At 73.9% G+C, this 20,422-nt stretch carries 14 protein-coding genes and 1 pseudogene; 9 read left to right on the top strand and 6 right to left on the bottom strand.

The window, feature by feature from the left end; translation table 11 throughout:
- The first annotated feature begins 5 nt into the window (after nt 1-5).
- The 5 genes from BM064_RS28265 to BM064_RS00060 all read left to right on the top strand — a co-directional run bounded on the left by BM064_RS28265 (nt 6) and on the right by BM064_RS00060 (nt 7,358).
- Nucleotides 6-1,262, top strand: a complete 1,257-nt coding sequence (locus tag BM064_RS28265; protein WP_092856469.1) for a phosphatase PAP2 family protein — start codon at nt 6-8, stop codon at nt 1,260-1,262.
- Nucleotides 1,259-3,436: a hypothetical protein gene (locus BM064_RS00075; RefSeq protein ID WP_092856466.1), complete on the top strand. Its 2,178-nt coding sequence runs from the start codon at nt 1,259-1,261 to the stop codon at nt 3,434-3,436. The genes BM064_RS28265 and BM064_RS00075 overlap by 4 nt, the downstream gene beginning before the upstream one ends.
- 162 nt (nt 3,437-3,598) lie before the next feature.
- On the top strand, nt 3,599-4,555 hold the full coding sequence (locus tag BM064_RS27295) for a hypothetical protein (RefSeq protein ID WP_092856463.1): 957 nt from the start codon (nt 3,599-3,601) through the stop codon (nt 4,553-4,555).
- On the top strand, nt 4,548-5,927 hold the full coding sequence (locus tag BM064_RS00065) for a trypsin-like serine peptidase (RefSeq protein ID WP_092856460.1): 1,380 nt from the start codon (nt 4,548-4,550) through the stop codon (nt 5,925-5,927). Before BM064_RS27295 ends, BM064_RS00065 begins: the two co-directional genes overlap by 8 nt.
- Nucleotides 5,928-5,936: 9 nt before the next feature.
- Nucleotides 5,937-7,358: a hypothetical protein gene (locus tag BM064_RS00060; RefSeq protein ID WP_092856457.1), complete on the top strand. Its 1,422-nt coding sequence runs from the start codon at nt 5,937-5,939 to the stop codon at nt 7,356-7,358.
- A 371-nt stretch (nt 7,359-7,729) separates the two neighbouring features.
- Here the strand turns inward: BM064_RS00060 and BM064_RS00055 are convergent, their stop codons facing one another.
- From BM064_RS00055 to BM064_RS00025, 6 genes are all read right to left on the bottom strand, one after another.
- Nucleotides 7,730-10,150, bottom strand: coding sequence for an arylsulfatase (locus tag BM064_RS00055; RefSeq protein ID WP_092856454.1), 2,421 nt, complete (start codon nt 10,148-10,150; stop codon nt 7,730-7,732).
- Nucleotides 10,151-10,756: 606 nt separating this feature from the next.
- Nucleotides 10,757-12,097 (bottom strand): sigma-54-dependent transcriptional regulator, encoded by a 1,341-nt coding sequence (locus BM064_RS00045; protein ID WP_092856448.1) that lies wholly within the window; start codon nt 12,095-12,097, stop codon nt 10,757-10,759.
- Nucleotides 12,094-13,827: a sensor histidine kinase gene (locus BM064_RS00040; protein WP_092856445.1), complete on the bottom strand. Its 1,734-nt coding sequence runs from the start codon at nt 13,825-13,827 to the stop codon at nt 12,094-12,096. Before BM064_RS00040 ends, BM064_RS00045 begins: the two co-directional genes overlap by 4 nt.
- Before the next feature lie 55 nt (nt 13,828-13,882).
- Complete coding sequence (locus BM064_RS00035) at nt 13,883-15,868, bottom strand: TRAP transporter permease (RefSeq protein ID WP_092856442.1); 1,986 nt, start codon at nt 15,866-15,868, stop codon at nt 13,883-13,885.
- Nucleotides 15,865-16,332 carry a DUF1850 domain-containing protein gene (locus BM064_RS00030; RefSeq protein WP_092856439.1) on the bottom strand — a complete coding sequence of 156 codons (468 nt, stop codon included), beginning with the start codon at nt 16,330-16,332 and terminating at the stop codon, nt 15,865-15,867. Before BM064_RS00030 ends, BM064_RS00035 begins: the two co-directional genes overlap by 4 nt.
- A complete protein-coding gene (locus BM064_RS00025) occupies nt 16,329-17,321 on the bottom strand; it encodes a TAXI family TRAP transporter solute-binding subunit (RefSeq protein WP_092856435.1) in 993 nt (330 codons plus the stop codon). Before BM064_RS00025 ends, BM064_RS00030 begins: the two co-directional genes overlap by 4 nt.
- 615 nt (nt 17,322-17,936) lie before the next feature.
- On the opposite strand from BM064_RS00025, the gene BM064_RS00020 reads away from it, so the two are divergent.
- The 4 genes and pseudogenes from BM064_RS00020 to BM064_RS27885 all read left to right on the top strand — a co-directional run.
- Nucleotides 17,937-19,247 (top strand): tyrosine-type recombinase/integrase, encoded by a 1,311-nt coding sequence (locus BM064_RS00020; RefSeq protein ID WP_092856432.1) that lies wholly within the window; start codon nt 17,937-17,939, stop codon nt 19,245-19,247.
- Between the two features lie 160 nt (nt 19,248-19,407).
- Nucleotides 19,408-19,674, top strand: a complete 267-nt coding sequence (locus BM064_RS00015) for a helix-turn-helix domain-containing protein (protein WP_092856429.1) — start codon at nt 19,408-19,410, stop codon at nt 19,672-19,674.
- Complete coding sequence (locus tag BM064_RS00010) at nt 19,674-20,150, top strand: hypothetical protein (protein ID WP_092856426.1); 477 nt, start codon at nt 19,674-19,676, stop codon at nt 20,148-20,150. The genes BM064_RS00015 and BM064_RS00010 overlap by 1 nt, the downstream gene beginning before the upstream one ends.
- 69 nt (nt 20,151-20,219) lie before the next feature.
- Nucleotides 20,220-20,422, top strand: a pseudogene (locus BM064_RS27885) (IS66-like element accessory protein TnpA); the annotation flags it as partial.

Genomic DNA, 20,422 nt, shown 5'->3' with positions numbered 1-20,422 from the left:
GGTCCATGGCGACGCAGGGGGGATACGGCGGCTACGGCGGCTACGGAGGATATGGCGGATACGGGGGCTATGGCGGCTATGGCGGCTATGGCGGATACGGGGGCTACGGCGGTCTCGCCATCGGGCTCGACGCCGGCCTCGTCGCGCGCGGCGCGCCCGCGCCCTACGACCCGGCCCTGTCGGCCGGGATGCTCTCGGCCGCGGACGGCATCGCGGTCCCGTGGGCGCCGGTCGCGCCGCGCCCGGGCCGGGCGCTCGACGATCCCGCGAACCTGGCGCTCTGGGCGCCCTGGGTGCGCGGCTTCATCCTCTCGACCGAGATCCTCCCCAGGCTCGCCTTCGACGTGCAGGAGGACGGGGCCCACGGCATCGAGATCTCGGAGCTGGAGGAGCGTCCGAAGCGCGACGGCCTGCCCGCGATGCTGGTGAAGGCCCCGCTGGTGCGCATCGACGCGCCCGGCGACGCGGCCTTCGCCGAGCAGATGAAGCTGGTGCGCGCCTATGCCGACCTGCGGGTCGACCGGCAGGCCGAGATCGTCTCCCAGCTCGGCTTTCCGACGCCCTATTTCGGGACGATCGTCTCGCTGCACCCCGCCCGCGACGCCTGTGCGCTCGAGCTGATCGCGGCGATGCAGGGGCTGGCGGCGACCGTGTCGATGCGCGTGAAGCACGCGCTGGCCTGTCGCCGGCCGGACGAGCTCTCGCACCAGATCATGCCGATGATCCCGACGCCGGGTCACGGCGCCTTCCCGGCCGCCCATGCGGCGGAGGCTTTCGCGGTGGCCGACCTGCTGAAGATGCTGCTCGCCGCGGCCCGGGCGCACGCCCCGCGCTGCGCCCCGGCGGCGGAGACGGCGCAGGCGGTGAACGCGGCGCTGGACCGGCAGGCGGCGCGGATCTCGGCCAACCGGGTGGTGGCGGGCGTGCATTTCCCCGTCGACGGCTTCGCGGGGGCGGTGCTGGGCCGCTGCCTCGCCGCGCATCTGGCCCGGCGCGCCGGGTGGGAGGCGGCCGAGGCCCGGTTCTGGACCTTCGACGGCGCCCGCCTGCGCAACGCCGCCGACGACTTCGATCCCCACGAGATCACCCCGCCCGACGCCGCGCCGGGGCTGCGGGAGACGCCGCGCGACGACCCCCAGAGCCCCAGCGAACTGAGCTGCGAGGCGGTCGAGGCGCGCGGCGTGGGCGTGTCGAAGCCGCTGCGGTGGCTGTGGGACAAGGCGGTCGAGGAGCTCGCGGCCCGGATGGAGGGCCGGCCATGACGCCCGCCCCCCGATGGCAGGATGCGGGCGTGAACAGCCTCGACCCCTATGGCGACTGGGCCAGCAACGACGGGGCCGACTTCCTGCTCGACTTCAAGCGCGACCTGACGCGGATCCGGCAGGAGGCGCGGGAGCCCAATTTCTGGGCGACGATCCGGACGCAGCCGAGCGGCCGGAGCGACGACGAGACCGAGATCCCGTTCGACTACATCCGCATGGGGTTCATCGAACGCGCGCTCCGTCTTTCGGTCGGCCCGCCGCCGATCGACGACCTCAAGCCGGACGATCCGGCGGTGTTCACCGTGCCGGTCGCCCTGCGTCGGGACGCGCTGCACGAGGCGCAGACGCCGCCCGCCGCCCCGGACGCGCCGCCGGCCGGCCCGGCGCCAAGGCGGTTCGCCGACGTCGCCGACGTCGATCTCGACGACGCGGACGTGATCATGATCGTCGTCGATCACGCGCCCAACCCCGCGCACGAGGCGTTCCTCGCCCCCGACGGAAGCCGGACCCGGGTGCTGTGGCACTGGGCGCAGGAGGGCCAGGCCCGCGCGGGCCAGCAGACGCCCTTCGGCCGCGCCCTGTCGGGGGCGGAGATCGACGCCGCGCGGCGGGCCGCGCCGGACCCGGAGACGGCCATGCGGCGGCTCGGCCTGATCGACGTCGCCCGCGATCAGCAGCCCGTCGGCCTGGCGCGGACCACCCATGGCGCCGCCGTGGCGGCGCTGGCGGCGGGCCGTCTCGGCGCCGCGGGTCCGCCGCACGCGGCGACCGGGGCGGAGCGGGCCTGGCTGATGACGGTGGGGTTGCCCTCCTTCGGCAACTGGGACCATTCCGGCGCGGGGCTGACGGTGTTCGTGAGCTACGCGCTGCATCATGCGCTGCTGCGGGCCCTGGCGCTGATCGCGGCGCAGAACAAGCCTCGGGTCAGGGTGCTGGTCAATCTCAGCTACGGCATCTCCGGCGGCCCGCACGACGGATCGGGGATGATGGAAAGCCACATCGACGCGGTGCTGCGCACCTATGACGAGCGCTGGCGCAAGGTCTTCCACCCCTCGTCCGGCCCCGGCGCCGCCCTGCCCGACGGCGTGCCGGCGACGGCGCCCATCGCGCTCACCCTGCCCGCCGGCAACGGGCTCCAGTCCCGCGCCCATGCCCGCGCCGCCGGCGGCGAGGCGCCCGGGCCGGTCGCGCTCGCGGTGGACTGGCATGTCCCGCCCGCCGACCGCACCTCCAGCTTCGTCGAGGTCTGGCTGCCGGGCGACGCCGAGGCGCCCGCGATCGAGATCGCGCCGCCGAACGCCGGGCAGGCCACGACCTGGCGGCCGCAGCTCGTCAGGGACGGCCCGTCCGTCGTCGCCCGCAAGCTGATCTCGGCCGACGGCCGCGTGCTCGCCCGGCTGACCTTCGACCGGCCGTTCTTCTCCGACGCGAAGGCCCGCTTCGTGCTCGCGCTCGCGCCCACGGACGCGAGCGCGGCGGCCGCCCCCCGCGACCCGGCGCCGGCCGGCGTCTGGCGGATCCGGGTGGCGGCCGGCCTGAAGCCGCGGCAGGAGATCGCGGCCTGGATCCAGCGCGAGGACCAGACCGTCGGCCTGGCGCAGCGCGGCCGCCCCAGCCGCTTTGGGGGCGACGCGAGCTACCGGCGGTTCACGCCGGCGGGCGCCTGGCGGGAGATGCCGGGCGACGAGGGGGGCGCGATCCGGCGGTTCGGCACGCTCAGCGGCGCCGCGACCGGCCGGGCGCCCCTGGTGGTGGGGGCCTTCCGCGGCTCGGACCGCCGCGCCTCGCCCTACTCGGCCGCCGCCGCGCTGCGGCCGGATCCGCCCGGCCCGCCGCCGGAGCGCGAGCGCCGCACGCCGGTCGCGATGCTGGCCGCCGACCGCGCGCCGACCCTGCCGGGCGCGCCGACGGCGAGCAACCGCAGCCCCGGCGGCGTCGCGCTGGCCGGGACCAGCGCCGCATCGGCGCTGGCGGCGCGGCGCCTGGCCGACGCCTGGACCTGCGCCGACGCCGATCCCGCCGCCCTGCTGCGCAGCCTGGCCGAGCAGGGAGAGGCCGAGATCGCCCAGGCCCCGCCCCTCTCCCCGCCGCTTCCCGGATCGCCGGACGCGCGATCCACGCCCCCCGACGAGCGCGGCGGCCGGGGGCGGATCCTCCCCTCCCGGTCCTCGTGACGGCCCCCGCCCCCGCGCGCACGCCGCGCGGGGGCGATTTCGCGCGTCGCTGACGCCGGGCTGCCGCTGCGCTGACGCGCCTCCTCCACGCTTCCCCTCGCACTCGCCGCGGCCGGGATCCGGTCCCGCGGCCGACCCGAATGGCGCGAGGAGGAGATCACCATGCGCAAGAAGACCCTTGCGGCCGCGGCCGGCCTGGCCCTGACGCTGTCGGGCTGCGAATCCTACAAGGCGGCCACCTTCAGGGCCGAGCCCGGCAGCGGCGTCCCCGGCCCCGCCAGCGCCTCGCTGAACCTGCCGGTCGCGCCGGGCGCCCCGTCCGCCCACCCGGCCGGCGCGGCCTTCCCGCCCGGCGCCGAGGCGGCCGCGGCCGCCTTCCGGGCCGCGCTCGCGACGAGCTGCGCCCCCGCCGGCCAGCCGGGGCCGACGACGGAGTCCGTCGTCGGCGCCGCCGCGCTGGCGCTGGCGCCCTTCGCCTTCGACCTGGTCGCGGGGGCGATCGTGTCGCAGATGAAGTCGTCCATCGACGCCCTCGCGGCCCGCAGCCAGGCCGCCTGGAAAGCCACCTGGTACATCGAGGAGCCGGCCGGCTTCATGGCCTGGACCGGCGGCGCGAAGCCCGACGACCAGTGCGTCGTGCTGCTGCGCCGGCACGGCAAGGGCGACGCGGCCGAGACCACCTTCGTCCACCTCGCCCGGCTCGTGCCCATGGGGTCGCGCCGGGGCGCCGTGCGGCTCGAGCCGCTGTTCCACTGGGCGGGCAAGACCGCCGCGCTGACCGGCAGGGGCGAGGGCCTGGCGATGGGCTTCGCGCTGTCGATCCGGGCCGTGCAGCCCTCCCAGGCGGGCTACGCGATCGAGGACATCGAGCTCGGCTCCTACGCCATCGGCGACGTGCGGATCGGGCAGGCGATGGGCCGCGAGGCGCTGCCCGCGGGCACCGGCCTGCTGCGCCTGCCCTCGAGCGAGGCGACCGCGCTGGAGCTGACCTTCGCCGTCAGCGAGACCGGCAGCGGCTTTCCCGACGCCAGCGCCGCGAAGGCCGAGATCGACGCGGTCGACGCGGCGCTGCGCCCGGCGCTGAAGTCGCGCCTGGTGGGGGCGCTCGGCGATGGCTGAGCGCCCCCCCGGGCTGCAGGGCGCGCTGGGCGTCGCCGTCGCGGACCTCGCCGGCTGCGCGCGTCCCTGCGCGCCGCCGCTGGTGGAGCCGGCGGGCGTCCCCACGCCCTCCCTCGCGCGGATCGTGGCGGAGGCGCCGCCCGCGGCCATCGTGCTGATGGGCGAGAGCCTCGGCTCGACCCGGCTGTTCGACGCCTTCTCCGCGCTGGAAGGTCCGGAGGGCGAGCCGATCCGTCCCGCGCCGCCGCCGACCGCCGCCGCCCCGAGCCGGGCGGCGGCGACGAGGGAGACCGGGGCGCGACGCCCCGCGCCCCTTCCCCCCCGCAAGACCCGACAGCGAAAGGAGCCCGTCATGTCCCGCATTCTCCGCCGCCGCCTCGTCGCGGCCCTCGCCCTCGCGTCCGTCGCCGCGCCGGCGGCGTCCCTCGCCCAGTCCGCCCTGCGCCCGGCCCTGCCCCGGCCCGGCGCGGCGCTCGTCGAGGCGCCGGTCGGCCTGGCGGCCGACAGTCCCGCCGCCGCCGCCGCCGCCGCCGAGACCGAAGCGGCGCGCGAGGCCTCGGCCTGGCTCGAGTCCCTCTGCGGCCCGGCCGACGACACCCAGCATGTGGAGCGCTACGACGGCGCCGCCGGCCCGGGCGCTTCGCCCGCCGGCAACGTCGGCTTCGTGGCGCGCCACGAGCCCGCGGTCGTGCAGCTCCAGTGGAACGAAGACCTTCACCGGATCTACGCGGGGCCGAACGCCGACCCGGGGAACGTGACCGGCCAGCGGTGGTGCAGCGGGGCGCTGATCGCGCCCGACCTCGTGCTGACGGCCGGGCACTGCTTCCACCGCTCGGGCGACGGCTGGATCCGCCCCTCGGTGCGCGTCGGCGGCCGGTGGAGCGTGGTCTCCGAGGCGGAGCTCGCCTCGCGGATGCACGTGAACTTCGGCTACCAGCTCCCCCCCAGCGGCGACGCGCCCCGGCCGGCGACCGCCTACCCGATCGCCGAGCTGGTCGAATACCAGCGCGACGACCTCGACTACGCGATCGTGCGCCTGGGGGCGGGGGCCGACGGCCGGCCGGCCGGCGACCGGTTTCCCGTGGCCGCCGTCGCCGCGGGGGCGCCCGCGCTCGCCACGGCGCTGATGCTGATCCAGCACCCGAACGGCGATCCGAAGAAGGTCCACGGGGGCCCGCTGGATTTCGCGAACCCCGCGCGCCTCTACTACGGCTCGCTCGACACGATGGGCGGCTCCTCCGGCGCGCCGCTGATGAACCCTGCCGGCGAGGTGGTCGGCGTGCACACCCACGGCGGCTGCACGCGCGGCGGGGCGGGGCACAACTCGGCGACCTCGATCGACGCCATCCTGGCGGCGTCCGACATCCTCTGAGGTCCGGCCATGACCCGCTTCTCCCTCCGGGCGGCCCTTGTCCCGGCCCTGGCGCTGGCCCTCTGGCCGCCCGCCCCGGCCGGGGCGCAGGGCGAGGAGCCGCCCTACCGAACGCCGCGGCTGGAGGACCGGCTCCTGCCGCAGCCGACGCCCGATCAGCGGCTTCCGCTGCCGCCGCAGGGCACGACAGGGGTCCCGGGCCCGGGCGTGCCGCCCGAGCGTTTCCTGGACGATCCGAAGCTCTGGATGCCCTGGCCGCCCGACCAGCCCCTGTGCTGCGCGACCGGCCGGCCCTGCTGCGGAACCCTAGAGCCGCTGGGCTTCGACCTCTCGCCCGACGGGGGCGCGTCGGCGGCCCCGCCGCCGAGCCTCGTGCAGCTCCTGGCCCCTGACCGCCCCCCGGCGGCGGAGGCCGGGTGCAGCAACCCCCTCGGCCTGCCCTCCGCGGTGATGGAGACCCTGTGCGACCCGGCCCTGCTGGAGGAGACCCGACCCTGCAGCGACGCCGTGCGCGCGCTGCTCGCGATGCGGTTCCGCGACGATCCGGCGGAGACGGGCGCGGACGCCTACCTGATCGGCGCGCTGGAGCTGATGGCCCGCGACATCCCTCCGGCCGACCGGGTCGCCTTCCTGATCGCCTACGAGGCGGCGCTGGGGGCCTATCTCGACCTGTGCCTGACGCCGCTCGAGCGGCTCGCCACGGCGGCGCCCGCCGCGGCGGCCGAGGCGATCGCGCGGCGCACGGGCGTCTTCACCGACGACGCCCGGCCGAACTGGCGCTGCGGCGGCGTCGTGGTCGGCGGCCATGTGGCGACGGCCCTGCACTGCCTGCGGGCGCCGGGCCGGCCGACGGAGCTGCTGCCCCTGGACGGCCTCGCGTTCCGCAGCTCCGAGGGCATCCCGGTCCGGGGCTTCGCGCCCGAGGCTGCGGTCTGGACCGTCGCCGACCCGCCGGCGATGCTGCGCTCGGGCGGGCACGGCGACGCCGACGACATCGTCGCCCTCCCCCTGCCCGCGGACGCGCGGACCGGCTGGGGACCCGAGCTCGAGATCGCGGCCGCGGACCCGGGGGCGGCGCTGATCTCCGCAGGGCCGAACCTGAACGCGCGGGAGCGCGCCTCGATCCGCGCGATGCTGGCGATGCCGGCGCCCGGCACCGGCGGGCTGTTCTTCGCCGACGTCGGCGTGATGTGCCGGGCGATGGCGACGAGCGCGGAGGGCTGCGTGCTCCACGCCTGCCAGACCGAGCACCAGATGAGCGGCAGCCCGCTGTTCACGACCGGCCCCGACGGCGCCGCGCGCCTCGCCGCGATCCAGGTCGCGCGGATCGATCCGGGCATGTCGGAGACATGCCTGCGCCTTGCGCGAGGCCCCGCCACGCCCAACCTCGCCGCCTCCGCCGCCCGCCTGCGCTTTCCCGACGGTCGCTGAGGGGCCGCACGATCCCCGGAGGCCGAGGGGCGCCCGTCCGGGTCCTGGCGCCCCCCCGCCCCCCTTTCCGGCGACATCACGATCGAGGCGCGGCTTAGGGTCGACGCGGACGACGGGACGGCCGTCTGGGAATGGGACACGCCCCCCTCGGCGACAGCTTGCCGGACGGCGGTCCGCCCTGCGTCTTCGCTGCGGTCTTCGAGATCTGAACCCGCGGCGGCGTCACCGCCTCCGTCGCCCTCGTCGGCTTCGGCTTGCCGCCGACCGTCGCGATCCTCGCCGTCCACGACGAGATCGCGCCGGCCCGGCACGTCCCGGTCCGCGTCTCCCAAGGGGGCCGGTCCGCGCCTTCGGGCGCGGACCGGCCCGGTTCAGTCGCCGATCGGGACCGGGTTGGCGACCTGGCGCTCCGTGGGGCCGTCGGGGTCGGCATCCTCGCCGAGGTAGGCGACGTCCGCCCCGAGGATCTCGCCGGTGAAGGCGAAGGGCGCGCGGTCGTAGTAGGCGAGGCTGACGGGCGAGCCGAGATCGCGGCCGAAGTCGAGCGCGTCGTTGGCCGTGAAGCCCAGCGGGGCGCTGACCGGGATCACGCCCGAGGCCACCTCGGTCCCGTTCACCCGCAGGACCACGCGCAGGGGGCCGGCGGGGCGGCGCTCGACGTAGTCCGTCTCGACCTCGATGGCCGCGCGGCCGGCAGGCAGCCTGCCGGAGGCCTCGATCCGGGTGCGCTGGATCTCGAAGAGGTTGTATTCGTAGACCAGCGCCCCGTCCTCGACGAAGAGCGAGAGCCCTCCCGAAAAGCCGCCCAGCGCATAGATCACGCCGCTCGCCCCGGCGGGGGCGTCGAGCTCGACCCGCACGCGGTTGCGCCGGTTGCCCAGGGCGGGAGCCGCGAACTCCGGCAGGCGGGTGATCGCGCCGGGGAAGGTCCAGGAGGTGTAGGGCGGCGTCGCCCGCAGCTCGGGGTGGAAGGTCGGGATCCACAGGCCGCCGCCGATGGGCAGGCCGTTGTTCTTCGTCAGCTCGATCAGGAACAGCTCCTTCATCTGCGCCAGCTTCTGCGGCATCGCGGCGGCGAGGTCCTCGGACTGGGTCCAGTCGCGGCGCAGGTCGTAGAGCTCCCAGCGGTCCTGGTCGGGGGTCCACTCGTGGATGCCCTCGGGCAGGCCCGGGACCCAGGGCGCGCGCGGACCGAAGGCCGAGGCCATCCAGCCGTCGTGGTAGATGCCGCGGCTGCCCATGATGTCGAAATACTGGGTGCGGCGCACTTCCTCCGCGCCGGCGTCGGCGAAGGTCGAGGCGAAGCTGACCCCGTCGAGCGTATCCTGGGGCACGCCGTTCACCACCCGCGGCGGGGCGATGTCGAGCAGGTCGTAGATCGTCGGGACCACGTCGATCACGTGCAGGAACTGCGGGCGCGGCGCCGCGTCGGCCTCGATCCCGGCCGGCCAGCGCACGGCGAGCGGGTTGCGCGTGCCCCCGAAATGCGAGGCGACGAGCTTCGTCGCCTGGTAGGGGGAGCTTCCCGCCCAGGCCCAGCCCGCATGATACATGTTGTCGGTCTTGCCCGTGCCCAGCACCTCGAGCCCACCCAGCGCGTCGAGCGCGGCCATGTGCTGCTCGACGGTGGAGGGGATGCCGTTCTGGGCGAGCAGCTCGCTGATCGTGCCGTTCTGGCCCTCGGCCGAGGCGCCGTTGTCGCCCCAGACGTAGAAGATCAGCGTGTTCTCGCCGTAGCCCAGCGCGTCGATCTCGTCGACGATGCGGCCGACCTGGACGTCGACATGCTCGGTGAAGCCGGCGAAGACCTCCATCAGGCGGCGCTGGAAAGGCTTCTCCGCCTCGGGGATCGAGTCCCAGGAGGCGAGCGTCCCGGGCCGCGGCGTCAGCGTCGCCGTCTCGGGGATCCAGCCGATCTCCTTCGCGCGCGCGAACGTCCGCTCGCGGTAGGCGTCCCAGCCGTCGTCGAACCTGCCCGCATACTTGTCGGCCCATTCCTGCGGGACCTGGTGCGGGCCGTGGGAGGCGCCGCTGGCCCAGTACATGAAGAACGGCCGGTCCGGGGCGAGGGCCTTGTGCGTGCGCAGCCAGCCGATCGCGTCGTCGGCGAGATCCTCGCTCAAGTGATAGGCGTCGCCGCCGCCGGAGGCGTGGGGCGTCTCGACATAGGCGGTGTTGCGCACCAGCATCGGCTCGTATTGCGACGCCTCGCCGGCGAGGAAGCCGTAGAAATACTCGAACCCGTAGCCGGTCGGCCAGTTGTCGAAGGGACCCGCCGCCGTGGTTTCGGAGGCGGGGGTGTTGTGCCACTTGCCCCAGGCGCCGGTGCTGTAGCCGTAGTGCTTCAGCACCTCGGCCACGGTGGCGCTGCTCTTGGGGATGCGGCCGCTGTAGCCGTCCCAGTCGTTGGCGAGCTCGGCGATCTGGCCGGAGCCGACCCGCTGGTGATTGCGCCCGGTCAGCAGCGAGGCGCGCGTGGGCGAGCACATCGCGGTGGTGTGGAAGCGGCTGAAGGCGATGCCCTGCGTGGCGATCTCGTCCAGCGTGGGGGTGTGGATCTCGCCGCCGAAGGCGTCGGTCTGGGCGGGGCCCACGTCGTCGATCAGGACGATGAGGATGTTGGGCGCGTCCGCGGGCAGGCGCCTCGCAGGCGGCAGCGGGCTGTAGACGGACTCCTGCATCGTGCGCCCCGCGACGCTGCCCGAGGGCTGCGGCGGGAACGGCAGGACCTCCTGCGCGACGAGCGGCGTGGCCGCGAGGAGCAACGGGACGATCGACGAGGCGCGCAGCATGGCGGCTCTCCCCCCAAAGGGAATGACCGAGCGCGTCGCGCGCCTCCCGCAGCGGAGACGCCCTCGCCGGGCGGTCCCGGCCTGCCCGCCCCGCCCCGCACGTGCCGGTCCGGCGCGCACGAGGACGCCGGAAGCATTGACGCTGGGTCAGGACCGCGCATTGATTGCGATCAAGAAGCGAGAGACGGGGTGGCGATACGCAACCTGAGCCCGCATTCGAATTCCGATGCATCAGCCGCCGCCCGCCCGGGACCCGCGGCCGGATCCAGGACGAACGCCCGCGACGGCGCATCGCGGCGCCTCGCCCCGCGGCGCCGGCGGCGTCTCTGCGGCCCGCTCCCGCCCACGGCCTGCGGAGCGGTTCGCCATGAAGCGCATGGCGGTCCGGCCCGCCGCGTCCCTCGCCGCCGTCGAGGAGCGGCGATCGATCCCGGGCACGTGGGCCCACGACCTCCCCGCCCGCCACCGCTGCGCCTCCGACGCCGCGACCCCGAGCTTCGCCTGCACGGTCCGGGTCGACCCGGCCGGGCGAGGGGAGGCAGCGACCGGAGGCCCCGAGGGACCGGCCCCTTCCGCTTTGGAAGACCTGGGCCCCGGGGCGCCCGCTCAGCCCAGGTCTTCGGCGGCGGGATCCGCGGTCAGGCCGTAGCGGCGCATCTTGTCGTTGAGGGTGCGGCGGGGGATGCCCAGGGCCTCGGAGGCGCGCAGGGTGTTGCCGGAGCGGGCGGCCAGCACCGCGGCGATCTCGCGCGCCTCGAACTCGGCGACCCGCTCGGCGAGCGTCATCGGGCCCGCAGCGGCCGCGGCGCGGCGCGGCATCTCGAACAGGCCGAGCGCATAGGCCTCGGCGCTGGCCTTCAGCTCGCGCACGTTGCCGGGCCAGGCGAGGCGCCTGAGCTTCTGCTGCAGCAGCCAGGGCAGGTCCGGGTCGGGGCGGCCGTAGCGGCGCGCGGCGAGCTGGGCGTAATGGGCGAAGATCAGCGGGATGTCCTCGCCCGCCTCGCGCAGGGTGGGGGTGGCGAGCTCGGTCCCCGCCAGGCGGAAGAACAGGTCGCTCCGGAACCCCTCCACCAGCCGCAGCGAGGCCTTGCTGGCGGCGATCACCCGGATGTCGAGCGGGCGCGGCGCGGTTTCGCCGATCCGCTCGACCGCGCGCTCCTGGAGCACCCGCAGCAGCTTGGCCTGGATCGAGGGCGGCATCGCCTCGACCTCGTCGAGCATCAGGGTGCCCCCGTGGGCGGCCTCGAGCTTGCCGGCCCGCCCCTCGGCGTCATGGGCGAGCGCGCCGCGGCCGTGGCCGAAGAGGATCGTCTCGGCCATCGCCTCGGGCAGCGCCGCGCAGTTGAGCGCCACGAACGGCCCCTCGGCGCGGGCGCTGCCGGCATGGATCGCGCGCGCGGCGAGCTCCTTGCCGGTGCCGGTCTCGCCGGTGACGACCACGTCGAGATCCACCGACGCCAGCGCCGCGATGCGCTCGCGGAAGGCGCGCATGGCGCGCGACTTGCCCAGGATCGTTCCCTGGTCGCGCTGGCACAGCACCTGCTGGAGGCGCGTGACCTCCCGCCGGGCGGCCTGCGCCTCGACCGTGCGGCGGATCACCGAGAGCAGGTGCGCCGAGTCGTAGGGCTTCTCGAGGAAGTCCTCGGCGCCGGCGCGCATCGCCTCGACCGCGTGCGCCACGTCGCCATGGCCGGTCAGCAGCACCACCGGCACGCCCAGGGCGCGCTCGCGCAGGGCCCGCAGCAGGCCGATCCCGTCCATCCCGGGCATGCGCAGGTCGCTGATCACCATGTCCGGGGGCATGTCCGGCGGATCGTCCATCGCCGCCAACAGGTCGGCGGCGGCCGCGAAGCCGCGCACCGCGTAGCCGGCGGCGTCGAGCAGGTCGGCGAGCGCGGCCAGGTGGTCGGCGTCGTCGTCCACGATATGAAGGCGCGCCGCGCTCACGTCCGCTCGTCCTGCTCCGCCAGCGGCAGGGAGACGCTGACCTGCGTGCCCTCCTGCGGGATCGAGCGAATATCGAGCGTCCCCCCGAAATCGGCAAGGATCGCCTTGCAGATGGCGAGGCCGAGCCCCAGCCCCTCGCCGGAGAGCTTGGTCGAGAAGAACGGGTCCGCCACGCGCGGCAGGTCCTCGGCCGCGATGCCCGCGCCGTTGTCGCGCACCGTGATCGCGGCCCGCGCGCCCTCGACCGCGAGCGCGACCTCCACCTCGGGGCCCGGGCGCCCCTCGACCGCGTCGAGCGCGTTGAGGAGCAGGTTCGCGACCACCTGCTCGATCCGCACGCTGCCGGCCATCACCGGGGCGGGGTCCGGCGGCAGGCGCAGGGCGGGCGTCACCCCGACCGTCTTCGCCCGCGGCAGCACCAGGTCGAGCGAGGACTTCACCGGCGCGCGCAGGTCGATCAGGCTGACGTCGACCGTGTCCTTGCGCGCGAAGCTCTTGAGATGCTTGGTCGTGCGCTGCATCCGACGGATCATGTCGCGGGCCTTGCCGATCCGCGCGAGGGTCTTGGCCTCCCCGGCCGGGATCCCCAGCTCGGCGGCCGAGAGCGTCGCCTCCATCGCGGCGAGCGGCTGGCTGATCTCATGCACGATGGCGGCGGACATGCGGCCCATGGCGGCCATCTTCTCGGTGTGGATCAGCGCCTCCTGGGCGGTGCGCAGGTCGGTCTCGGCGAGCTTGCGCGCCTCGATCTCGCGGCCGAGGTCGGCGGTGCGTTCGATCACCATGGCCTCCAGCCGCTCGGACTGCGAGAGGCGCATGGCGACGATCTGGCGGCGCTGCTCGACGCCCTGGAGGATGGCCGCGACGGCGAGCGTCGCCAGCGCCGCGAGCGCCGCCCAGGCCCCCGCCAGCAGCCGGATCCCCTGCAGGGAGCGCGCGGCCACCACCTGCCCGCCGGTGGCCGAGACCGGGGCGATGCGGGCGATCCAGCCCTCCCCGCGGGCGTCGGCGCCGCGGGGCGGCTCGCTCAGCAGCGGCGCGGCCGCCTCCAGCCCGACGCCCTCGTAGGTGCGCGCGCCGACCAGGCGCTCCAGCACGTCGGGCGGCAGGGGCGCGAGGGGGCGGTACTGCCACTCCGGCCGGGCCGAGAGGAAGGCCACGCCATGTTCGTCGGTCAGCGCCACGTCCGCCTCGGCGGCGCGCCAGGTGTCCTGCAGCGGGCTGAGGTCGAGCTTGACGACGACGACCCCCGCCGCCCCCGCCCCCTCGACCCGGGCCGAGAGGAAATAGCCCGGCACGCCGGTGGTCACGCCGATGGCGTAGTAGCGCCCGTGCCCGGTGGCGAGCGCGTCCTGGAAATAGGGGCGAAAGGCGTAGTTCTGCCCCACGAAGCTCTCGGGCCGGTTCCAGTTCGAGGCCGCGATCGTCTCCCCCGTCGCGTCGAGCAGATAGAGCACGTCCGCCCCCACGTGGCCGGCGACCGTCTCGAGATAGCGGTCGGCGTCCTGCAGGGGGCCGGCGCCCGACAGGGCCCGGCGGATGCGCGCGTCCTGGCCCACGACGTCCGGCAGGGCGCGCAGGCGGTCGATCTCGGCGGCCACGGCGCGGGTGGTCAGCAGCAGGGTCTGGTCGAGCTCCTGCCGCGCGACGTCGACCGCCCGCGCGTGGGCGAGCACCCAGACCAGGGCCGCCATCAGCCCCGCCAGGATCAGGGCCCGCGCCGTGGTCATGGCGCGGCGGCCCCGGGCGCGCCGCGGGCCCGGCCGCTCGGGGCGGGGCGCGCGCTCATGCGGGCCGGCCGGCCCCGTCCCGCTCGCCCCGCGCCTGCGCCCAGTTGAGCGCGAGCAGCGCCACGACCAGGGCCGCCCCCACGATCTCGACCGTCAGCGAGGGCCAGAACAGCGCCACGATGCCCGGCAGCAGCAGCACGCGCATCCACCACTGCAGGGGCCGCCACAGGAACGCCTCGAGCACGGCCGCGAAGGCGACCAGGCCCAGGATGGCGATCGCCCCGCTCCACAGCACCATCGGCAGCGGACCGCCGAGGATGATCTCGTCGTTGTAGACCATGAACAGCGGGATCAGATACAGGCCCTTGGCGTATTTCCATGCCTGGATGCTGGTCTCCATCGGCTTCGATCCGGCGATGGCGGCGCCGGCGAACCCCGCCAGCGCCACGGGCGGGGTCACGTTGCTGTCCTGCGAATACCAGAACACCACCAGGTGCGCGATCAGCAGCGGGATGCCGAACTCCTCGGTCAGGGCCGGCCCGACGAGGATGATCAGCACGATGTAGGCCGCCGTCACCGGCAGCCCCATGCCCAGGATCAGCGAGGCGATCACCACCAGGATCAGCGCCAGCAGCAGGTTGCCGCCCGAGAAGGCGATCATCATCGCCGAGAACTTCAGGCCCAGCCCGGTCAGGCCCACCACGCCCACGATGATCCCCGCCACCGCGCAGGCCATCGACACCGCCACGGCGTTGCGCGCGCCGAGCTCCAGCGCCTCCAGCGTCAGGGCGACGCCCCGGCGGCAGAGCGCGGCGAAGCCCGCCGCCGTCGGGCGGCCGGCGAAGAAGCTCCACAGCGCCCGCGCCGCGGCCGCGGTCAGGATCGCGCCGATCGCGTAGAAGCCCACGCGCATCGGCGAGTAGCCCGCCACCAGCAGCGCGATCAGCGCGACCAGCGGCAGCAGGAAATGCCAGCCCTCGGCCAGCACCTCGCGGGTGCGGGGCAGGTCCTCGGCCGCGAGCCCGGTCATGCCCTGCTTCACGGCGGCGATGTGCACCAGCAGGTAGACGATCCCGAAGTAGAGCGCGGCCGGGAAGATCGAGATCAGCACGATGTCCACGTAGGGCACGCGCGTGAACTCCGACATCAGGAAGGCGCCCGCGCCCATCAGCGGCGGCATGATCTGTCCGCCGGTCGAGGCCGCGGCCTCGATCCCGCCGGCCTGGGCGGGGCGGTAGCCGAGCTTCTTCATCAGCGGGATGGTGAAGGCGCCCGTGGTCACCACGTTGGCGATGGCCGAGCCGCTGATCGAGCCCATGCCGGCGCTGGCGATCACCGCCGCCTTGGCCGGCCCGCCCCGCTGCCGGCCCGTCGCGGCATAGGCGAGGTCGATGAAGAACTTGCCCGCGCCGGTGACTTCCAGGAAGGCGCCGAACAGCACGAAGATGAAGACGAAGGTCGCGGCCACCCCCAGCGGGATGCCGAAGATCCCCTCGGCCCCCAGCGTCATCTGGCTGGCGAAGCGGTCGAGCGTATAGCCCCGGTGGTTGAGGATCCCCGGCATCCAGTCGGCGAGGAACGGCAGCTCGCCCCGGTTGCCGGCGAAGGCGTAGACGGTGAACAGCGCGCCGATGACCGTCATCCCCAGGCCCACGGCGCGGCGCGCGCCCTCGAGCACCAGCAGGATGGTCAGCACCCCCATCCACACGTCGATGTCGCGCGGGAAGATCTGGTTGGCGATGGTGTCGATGTTCATCGGCACCCACGCCCCGGCCGCGATCCCGGCCAGGATCAGCGGCCCGTCGATGGCCCAGCCCAGCGCGCCGCGCGGCCGGTTCGCCCCGAAGACCGGGTAGATCAGGAAGCACAGCACCAGCACGAAGCCGAGGTGGATGGGCCGCTGGAAGAACAGGCCCAGCGGCTGCACGCCGGCGGCCCAGAGCTGGAACAGCGACAGGGCGATGCCGATCGCCGTGATCGCGCGCAGCACGATCCGGGGCTGCGGCGCCGGACCCGGGGCGAAGTCGTTTTCGGTCGTCATTCGTCCGTTCCGATCAAGGCGATCCGCACCCGCTCGCGCGGGGCGGCCGCGGACAGGGACACCTCCCTGTCGCCCATCCTGAGCCGGTGATCGACGTCGCCCGCGCCCGGCCTGAGCACGTAGGCGTCGCCCGGCACCGGCTCGTCGATATCCAGTATGAAGTAGCCGCCCCGCCCGTCCGAGACCTGGCGCCCGCGGCCGGGGATGTGGTCGAGGCCCGCCGCGAAGTCCGGCAGGTGCGAGCGGACCAGCACCATCCGCCCGCCCCGGTTCTCGTAGCAGTCCGCGACCTCGAACCCCTTCACCGAATGGCGCCACAGAACGCACCATTCGGCCCCTTCGGGCGCCTCGAACCGGGCGATCGGCTCGCCGCTCTCGCGCGTGGCCAGCAGCGTCCCGGCCTCGGCCAGGGCGGGGACGGACAGGAGGAGGGCCAGAAGCCCTCCCCGCCGTCCGCGCGTCACGGGCGCAGGCGATCCGGGACCGTGGCCCCGATCTCCTCGAAGTAGCGGATCGCGCCGGGATGCAGCGGCACCGGGGTCGCCTTCAGCGTGAACTCGACCGTGGTCTGGTTGGCGGCCGGGTGCACCGCCTGCAGCTCGGCGATGTTGTCGAACATGGCCTTGGTGATCGCATAGGCCAGGTCGTCCGACATCTCCGAGGAGACGGCGAGCACGTTGGGGATGCCCAGCACGTCGATGTCCGCGTCGACGCCGGTGTAGGTGCCGCCCGCCAGCGTGCTGACCGCGAAGGTGGGATCGGCCTCGCTCGCCGCCGCGAGCTGCTCGGGCGTCAGGGCGATGATGACGATCTCCTGCGTGGTGGCGAGGTTGAGGATCGAGGAGGTCGGCGCGCCCACCGACCAGAAGCCCGCGTCGATGTCCCCGTTCGACAGCGCGTCCGCGGTCTCGTTGAAGTTCAGGCGCTGCTCCTCGATGTCGTCGTAGCTGATGCCGTTCGCCTCGAGGATCGCGGCGGTGTTGACCTCGGTGCCCGAGCCGGGCGCGCCGATCGACACGCGCTTGCCGCGCAGGTCCTCGAGCGTCGTGATGCCGCTGCTCTTGAGCGCCACGATATGGATCATGTTGGCGTAGAGCGAGGCGAGGCCGCGCACCATCGGCAGCTGCTGGCCCTCGAAGCGGCCGGTCCCGGCGTAGGCCTGGGACACGGTGTCGGCGAGGCCGATGGCCAGGTCCGCGTCGCCCAGCGCGATCAGGCCCATGTTCTCGACCGAGGCGCCGGTGACCTCGGCGGTGGCCGAGTAGCCCTCGACGTGCTTGTTGATGACCTCGGCGAGGCCGCCGCCGAGCGGGTAGTAGACCCCTCCGGTGCCGCCGGTCGCGATGGACAGCTGCGTCTGCGCCGCCGCCGGCGCGGCCGCGCCGAGGCCGAGCGCGACCAGCGCCGCCGCTCCGATCAGGCCCTTCGGCCCGCGAAGAATTGCGTCAAGCATTGCGTCCTCCCATGACGTCGTCTCGTTTCGCGTTCCTCCCGCGACGGGCCCACGCTCTCAGACCTGAGGATGAATGGGCATGATTTTTTTCCGCCCGGGACGATTTTCGTGGCGACCGGCCGCCACCCTTGTAGCAGGATTTCGCCAGAACGGCGCGTCCACCCGCAGGCCGCATCCGGCGCTGCGCGCCGCCGCCAGCCTTGAAGCCGGCTGCCAGGCGCCGCCAGATCAGTCCCGGATTCCGGTTCCGCGGGGGCAGGGTCAGAGAACGTGGGGATCACGTCATGAGGCGCGGGAGCGGTCATCGGGAGCATGCGGCACGAACGCGAACGCCGCCCCTTTGGGCGGCGTTCAAGCGATTGGTGATGTTTGATATTCTGGTTGCGGGGGCAGGATTTGAACCTGCGACCTTCAGGTTATGAGCCTGCGGAAGACCATCCGTGAAGCCATTGGCTTGGTTGATAGATCTTGAGCGACATCCGCAGTTAGCTCTTTCTCAACGACTTTTCGCGAGCCTCGGCGACAGGCCCGGACATGTGGAGACGAGTTCGGACGGAATTCGTTCGGACACGGATCGGACATCGGGCCGCAAGAGCCATTCAGCGGAGGCGGTCGATGCCCAGGAGATCCACCGAGAAGCTCAGCGACAGGTTCATCCGGTCGCTCCCGGATACGGAGACGCGCGCCCGGATCGTTTATGACGCGGCCCTGCCCGGCTTCGGGCTGCGGCTGACGCCGGGCGGGGCGCGCGCATTCGTGCTGAACTACGTTGTGTCGGGACGAGAGCGGCGGATGACCATCGGGCGGTTCCCGGCCTGGTCGACCTCGGCAGCCCGCGAGGAAGCGCGGGCGCTGCGCCGGCGGATCGACCTCGGCGAGGACCCGATGGCGGAGAGCGCCGCGCGGGACGCGGCGGCGGCCGCCGCGCGGGCGACGCCGACGGTCGCGGATCTTTTCGCGCGCTATGATCAGGAGCACCTGCCGACCAAGGCGCCGCGCTCGGCGGCCGACGATCGAAGCATGTGGCGCAACTGCATCCTGCCCGCGCTTGGCGCGCGCAAGGTTGCGGAGGTCGCGCCGGATGATGTCGACCGGTTGCATGCCGAGGTCTCGCGGACACGGCCGGTCCGGGCGAACCGCGTCGTCGAGGTGCTGCGCAAGGCGTTTAACCTCGCGATCCGGTGGGGCTGGCGCGCCGACAATCCCGCCGCGGGGGTGCGGCGGAACCGGGAGGAACCCCGCGACCGCTACCTTGCGCCCGCCGAGATCCGTCGCCTCGTCGCGGCACTGGATCGGCATCCCGAACGGGTCAGCGCCAGCGCGATCCGGCTCCTGATGCTGACCGGGGCGCGGCGCTCCGAGGCGCTCGGCGCGACCTGGGACCAGTTCGATCTCGAGGCCGGGATCTGGATCAAGCCGTCCTCCCAGACCAAGCAGCGCCGGGCGCATCGCGTGCCGCTCTCGGCTCCGGGGGTGAGGATGCTGGCGGAGATGCGGCAGGCGGCGCGAGGGCGCTTCGTGTTTCCGGGCGCGGATCCGGAGCGGCCGCTGACGGACGTGAAGCGCACCTGGCTGGCGGTTTGCCGCGACGCCGGGCTGGCGGTCGGCGAGCCCATGCGATCGGCCGCTGGCGAGGTTCTGCGGGACCCGCAGGGCGAGCCGCGTCTGCGCTGGACGCCGACCGTCCGCCTGCATGACCTGCGCCACACCTATGCGAGTATCCTGGCCTCGGAGGGCCTGTCGCTGCCGGTGATCGGCGCGCTGCTCGGCCATAGCCAGCCGCAGACGACGGCGCGATACGCGCATCTGCTCGACGATCCATTACGGGCGGCGACGGAAGCGGTCGCCGGGGTCCTCGCGGCGCAGTCCGTGGACGATGCCGACACGAGGGACGCCGCTCTCGGACAAGCGCAGACGAGAGTTTAGCCCGCGGTTAACCACTTTCGCGCTACGACGAAAGCACGGCCAATCCTCGCCGCAACCGCTCGAGACCCCACCGATGCGGTTGCCGTGGCCAGAAGGCCCCGTCGTCCCAGGCCACCAGTCCCTTCGGCGGGGGTCTCGCTCCAGCACAGGAGCAGGACGCATGGGCAAGCCCTCGACCGACGCCACCGACGCTCAGCAAGGCGGCCTTACGCTCGCCGGCCGCCGCTATCTGTCGCCTGCAGAACTTTCCCGACTTCTCGGCGTCACGCCCCGCACGCTGAACCGCTGGCATGAAGCCCGCATCGGGCCGCCGAGGGTCAAGGTGGGCTCGATGGTCCTCTACGACTGCGAGAAGCTGCCGGAATGGCTCGATTGCCATGAGTGCCGTCCGGTCGAACGGCGCTCCGACCGGCGGAGGGCGCGCTGATGGCCTGGGACATCGACGCCGAGCACGCGCCCCGGCGAAGCACCCCGACGATCGCGGATCTCCGCGCCATGACGCTCGTGGAGCGCAGCCGGCTTGGCGAGAGCGATCGCGCGAATGCGTTTCGCCTCGCAGCCCGCTTTTCGGACCACCTTCTGCATCAGCCCGGCCGCGGCTGGGCGGTCTGGGATGGCCGACGCTTCGATTTCGCGAACGGGTGGGAGCGGGCGCTTCGGATCGGCATGCGGCTGCCCGATCTCATCGAGGAGGAGGCCGTAGCAATCCGACTGCATGAGGCCACGGACCAAGAAGCTGAGGCCAGGATGTGGATCACTCGCGACGGCGTTCGGCCCCGGCAGATGACCCACGCACGATCGCTTGTGCAGAAGGAACGGGCCGCCGACCATCGCAAGGTAAGCGTCCGGCCTCGCCGCTCTGCCGGGTCTGCTGAAGTGTCGATAGTGTCCATGAAGGGATGATGGACACGATCGGAGGCGTTTTTGGGCAAGCGGGGCCGGCGTCGGATCTGGACGGACGACGAGAAGCGGATGATCTGCGCGCAGACGCGGCTGGCCGGGGTTTCGGTGAGCCAGGTTGCGCGGCGCTACGACGTGAACACCAATCTGGTCTTCACCTGGCTTCGCGATCCGCGCTTCGCCGGGACGGCGGAGGATGAGACCCCGTCGTTCCTGCCGGTCGAGGTCGTCGGGGCTGCGCCGGCGCCAGCGGTCAGGGCGGCGGCCGAAGGTCG

Source organism: Albimonas pacifica (assembly GCF_900113695.1).
Lineage (GTDB): Bacteria > Pseudomonadota > Alphaproteobacteria > Rhodobacterales > Rhodobacteraceae > Albimonas > Albimonas pacifica.
Note: the sequence above shows the minus strand (reverse complement) of the source record. Positions and strands in the feature narration are given on the sequence as shown.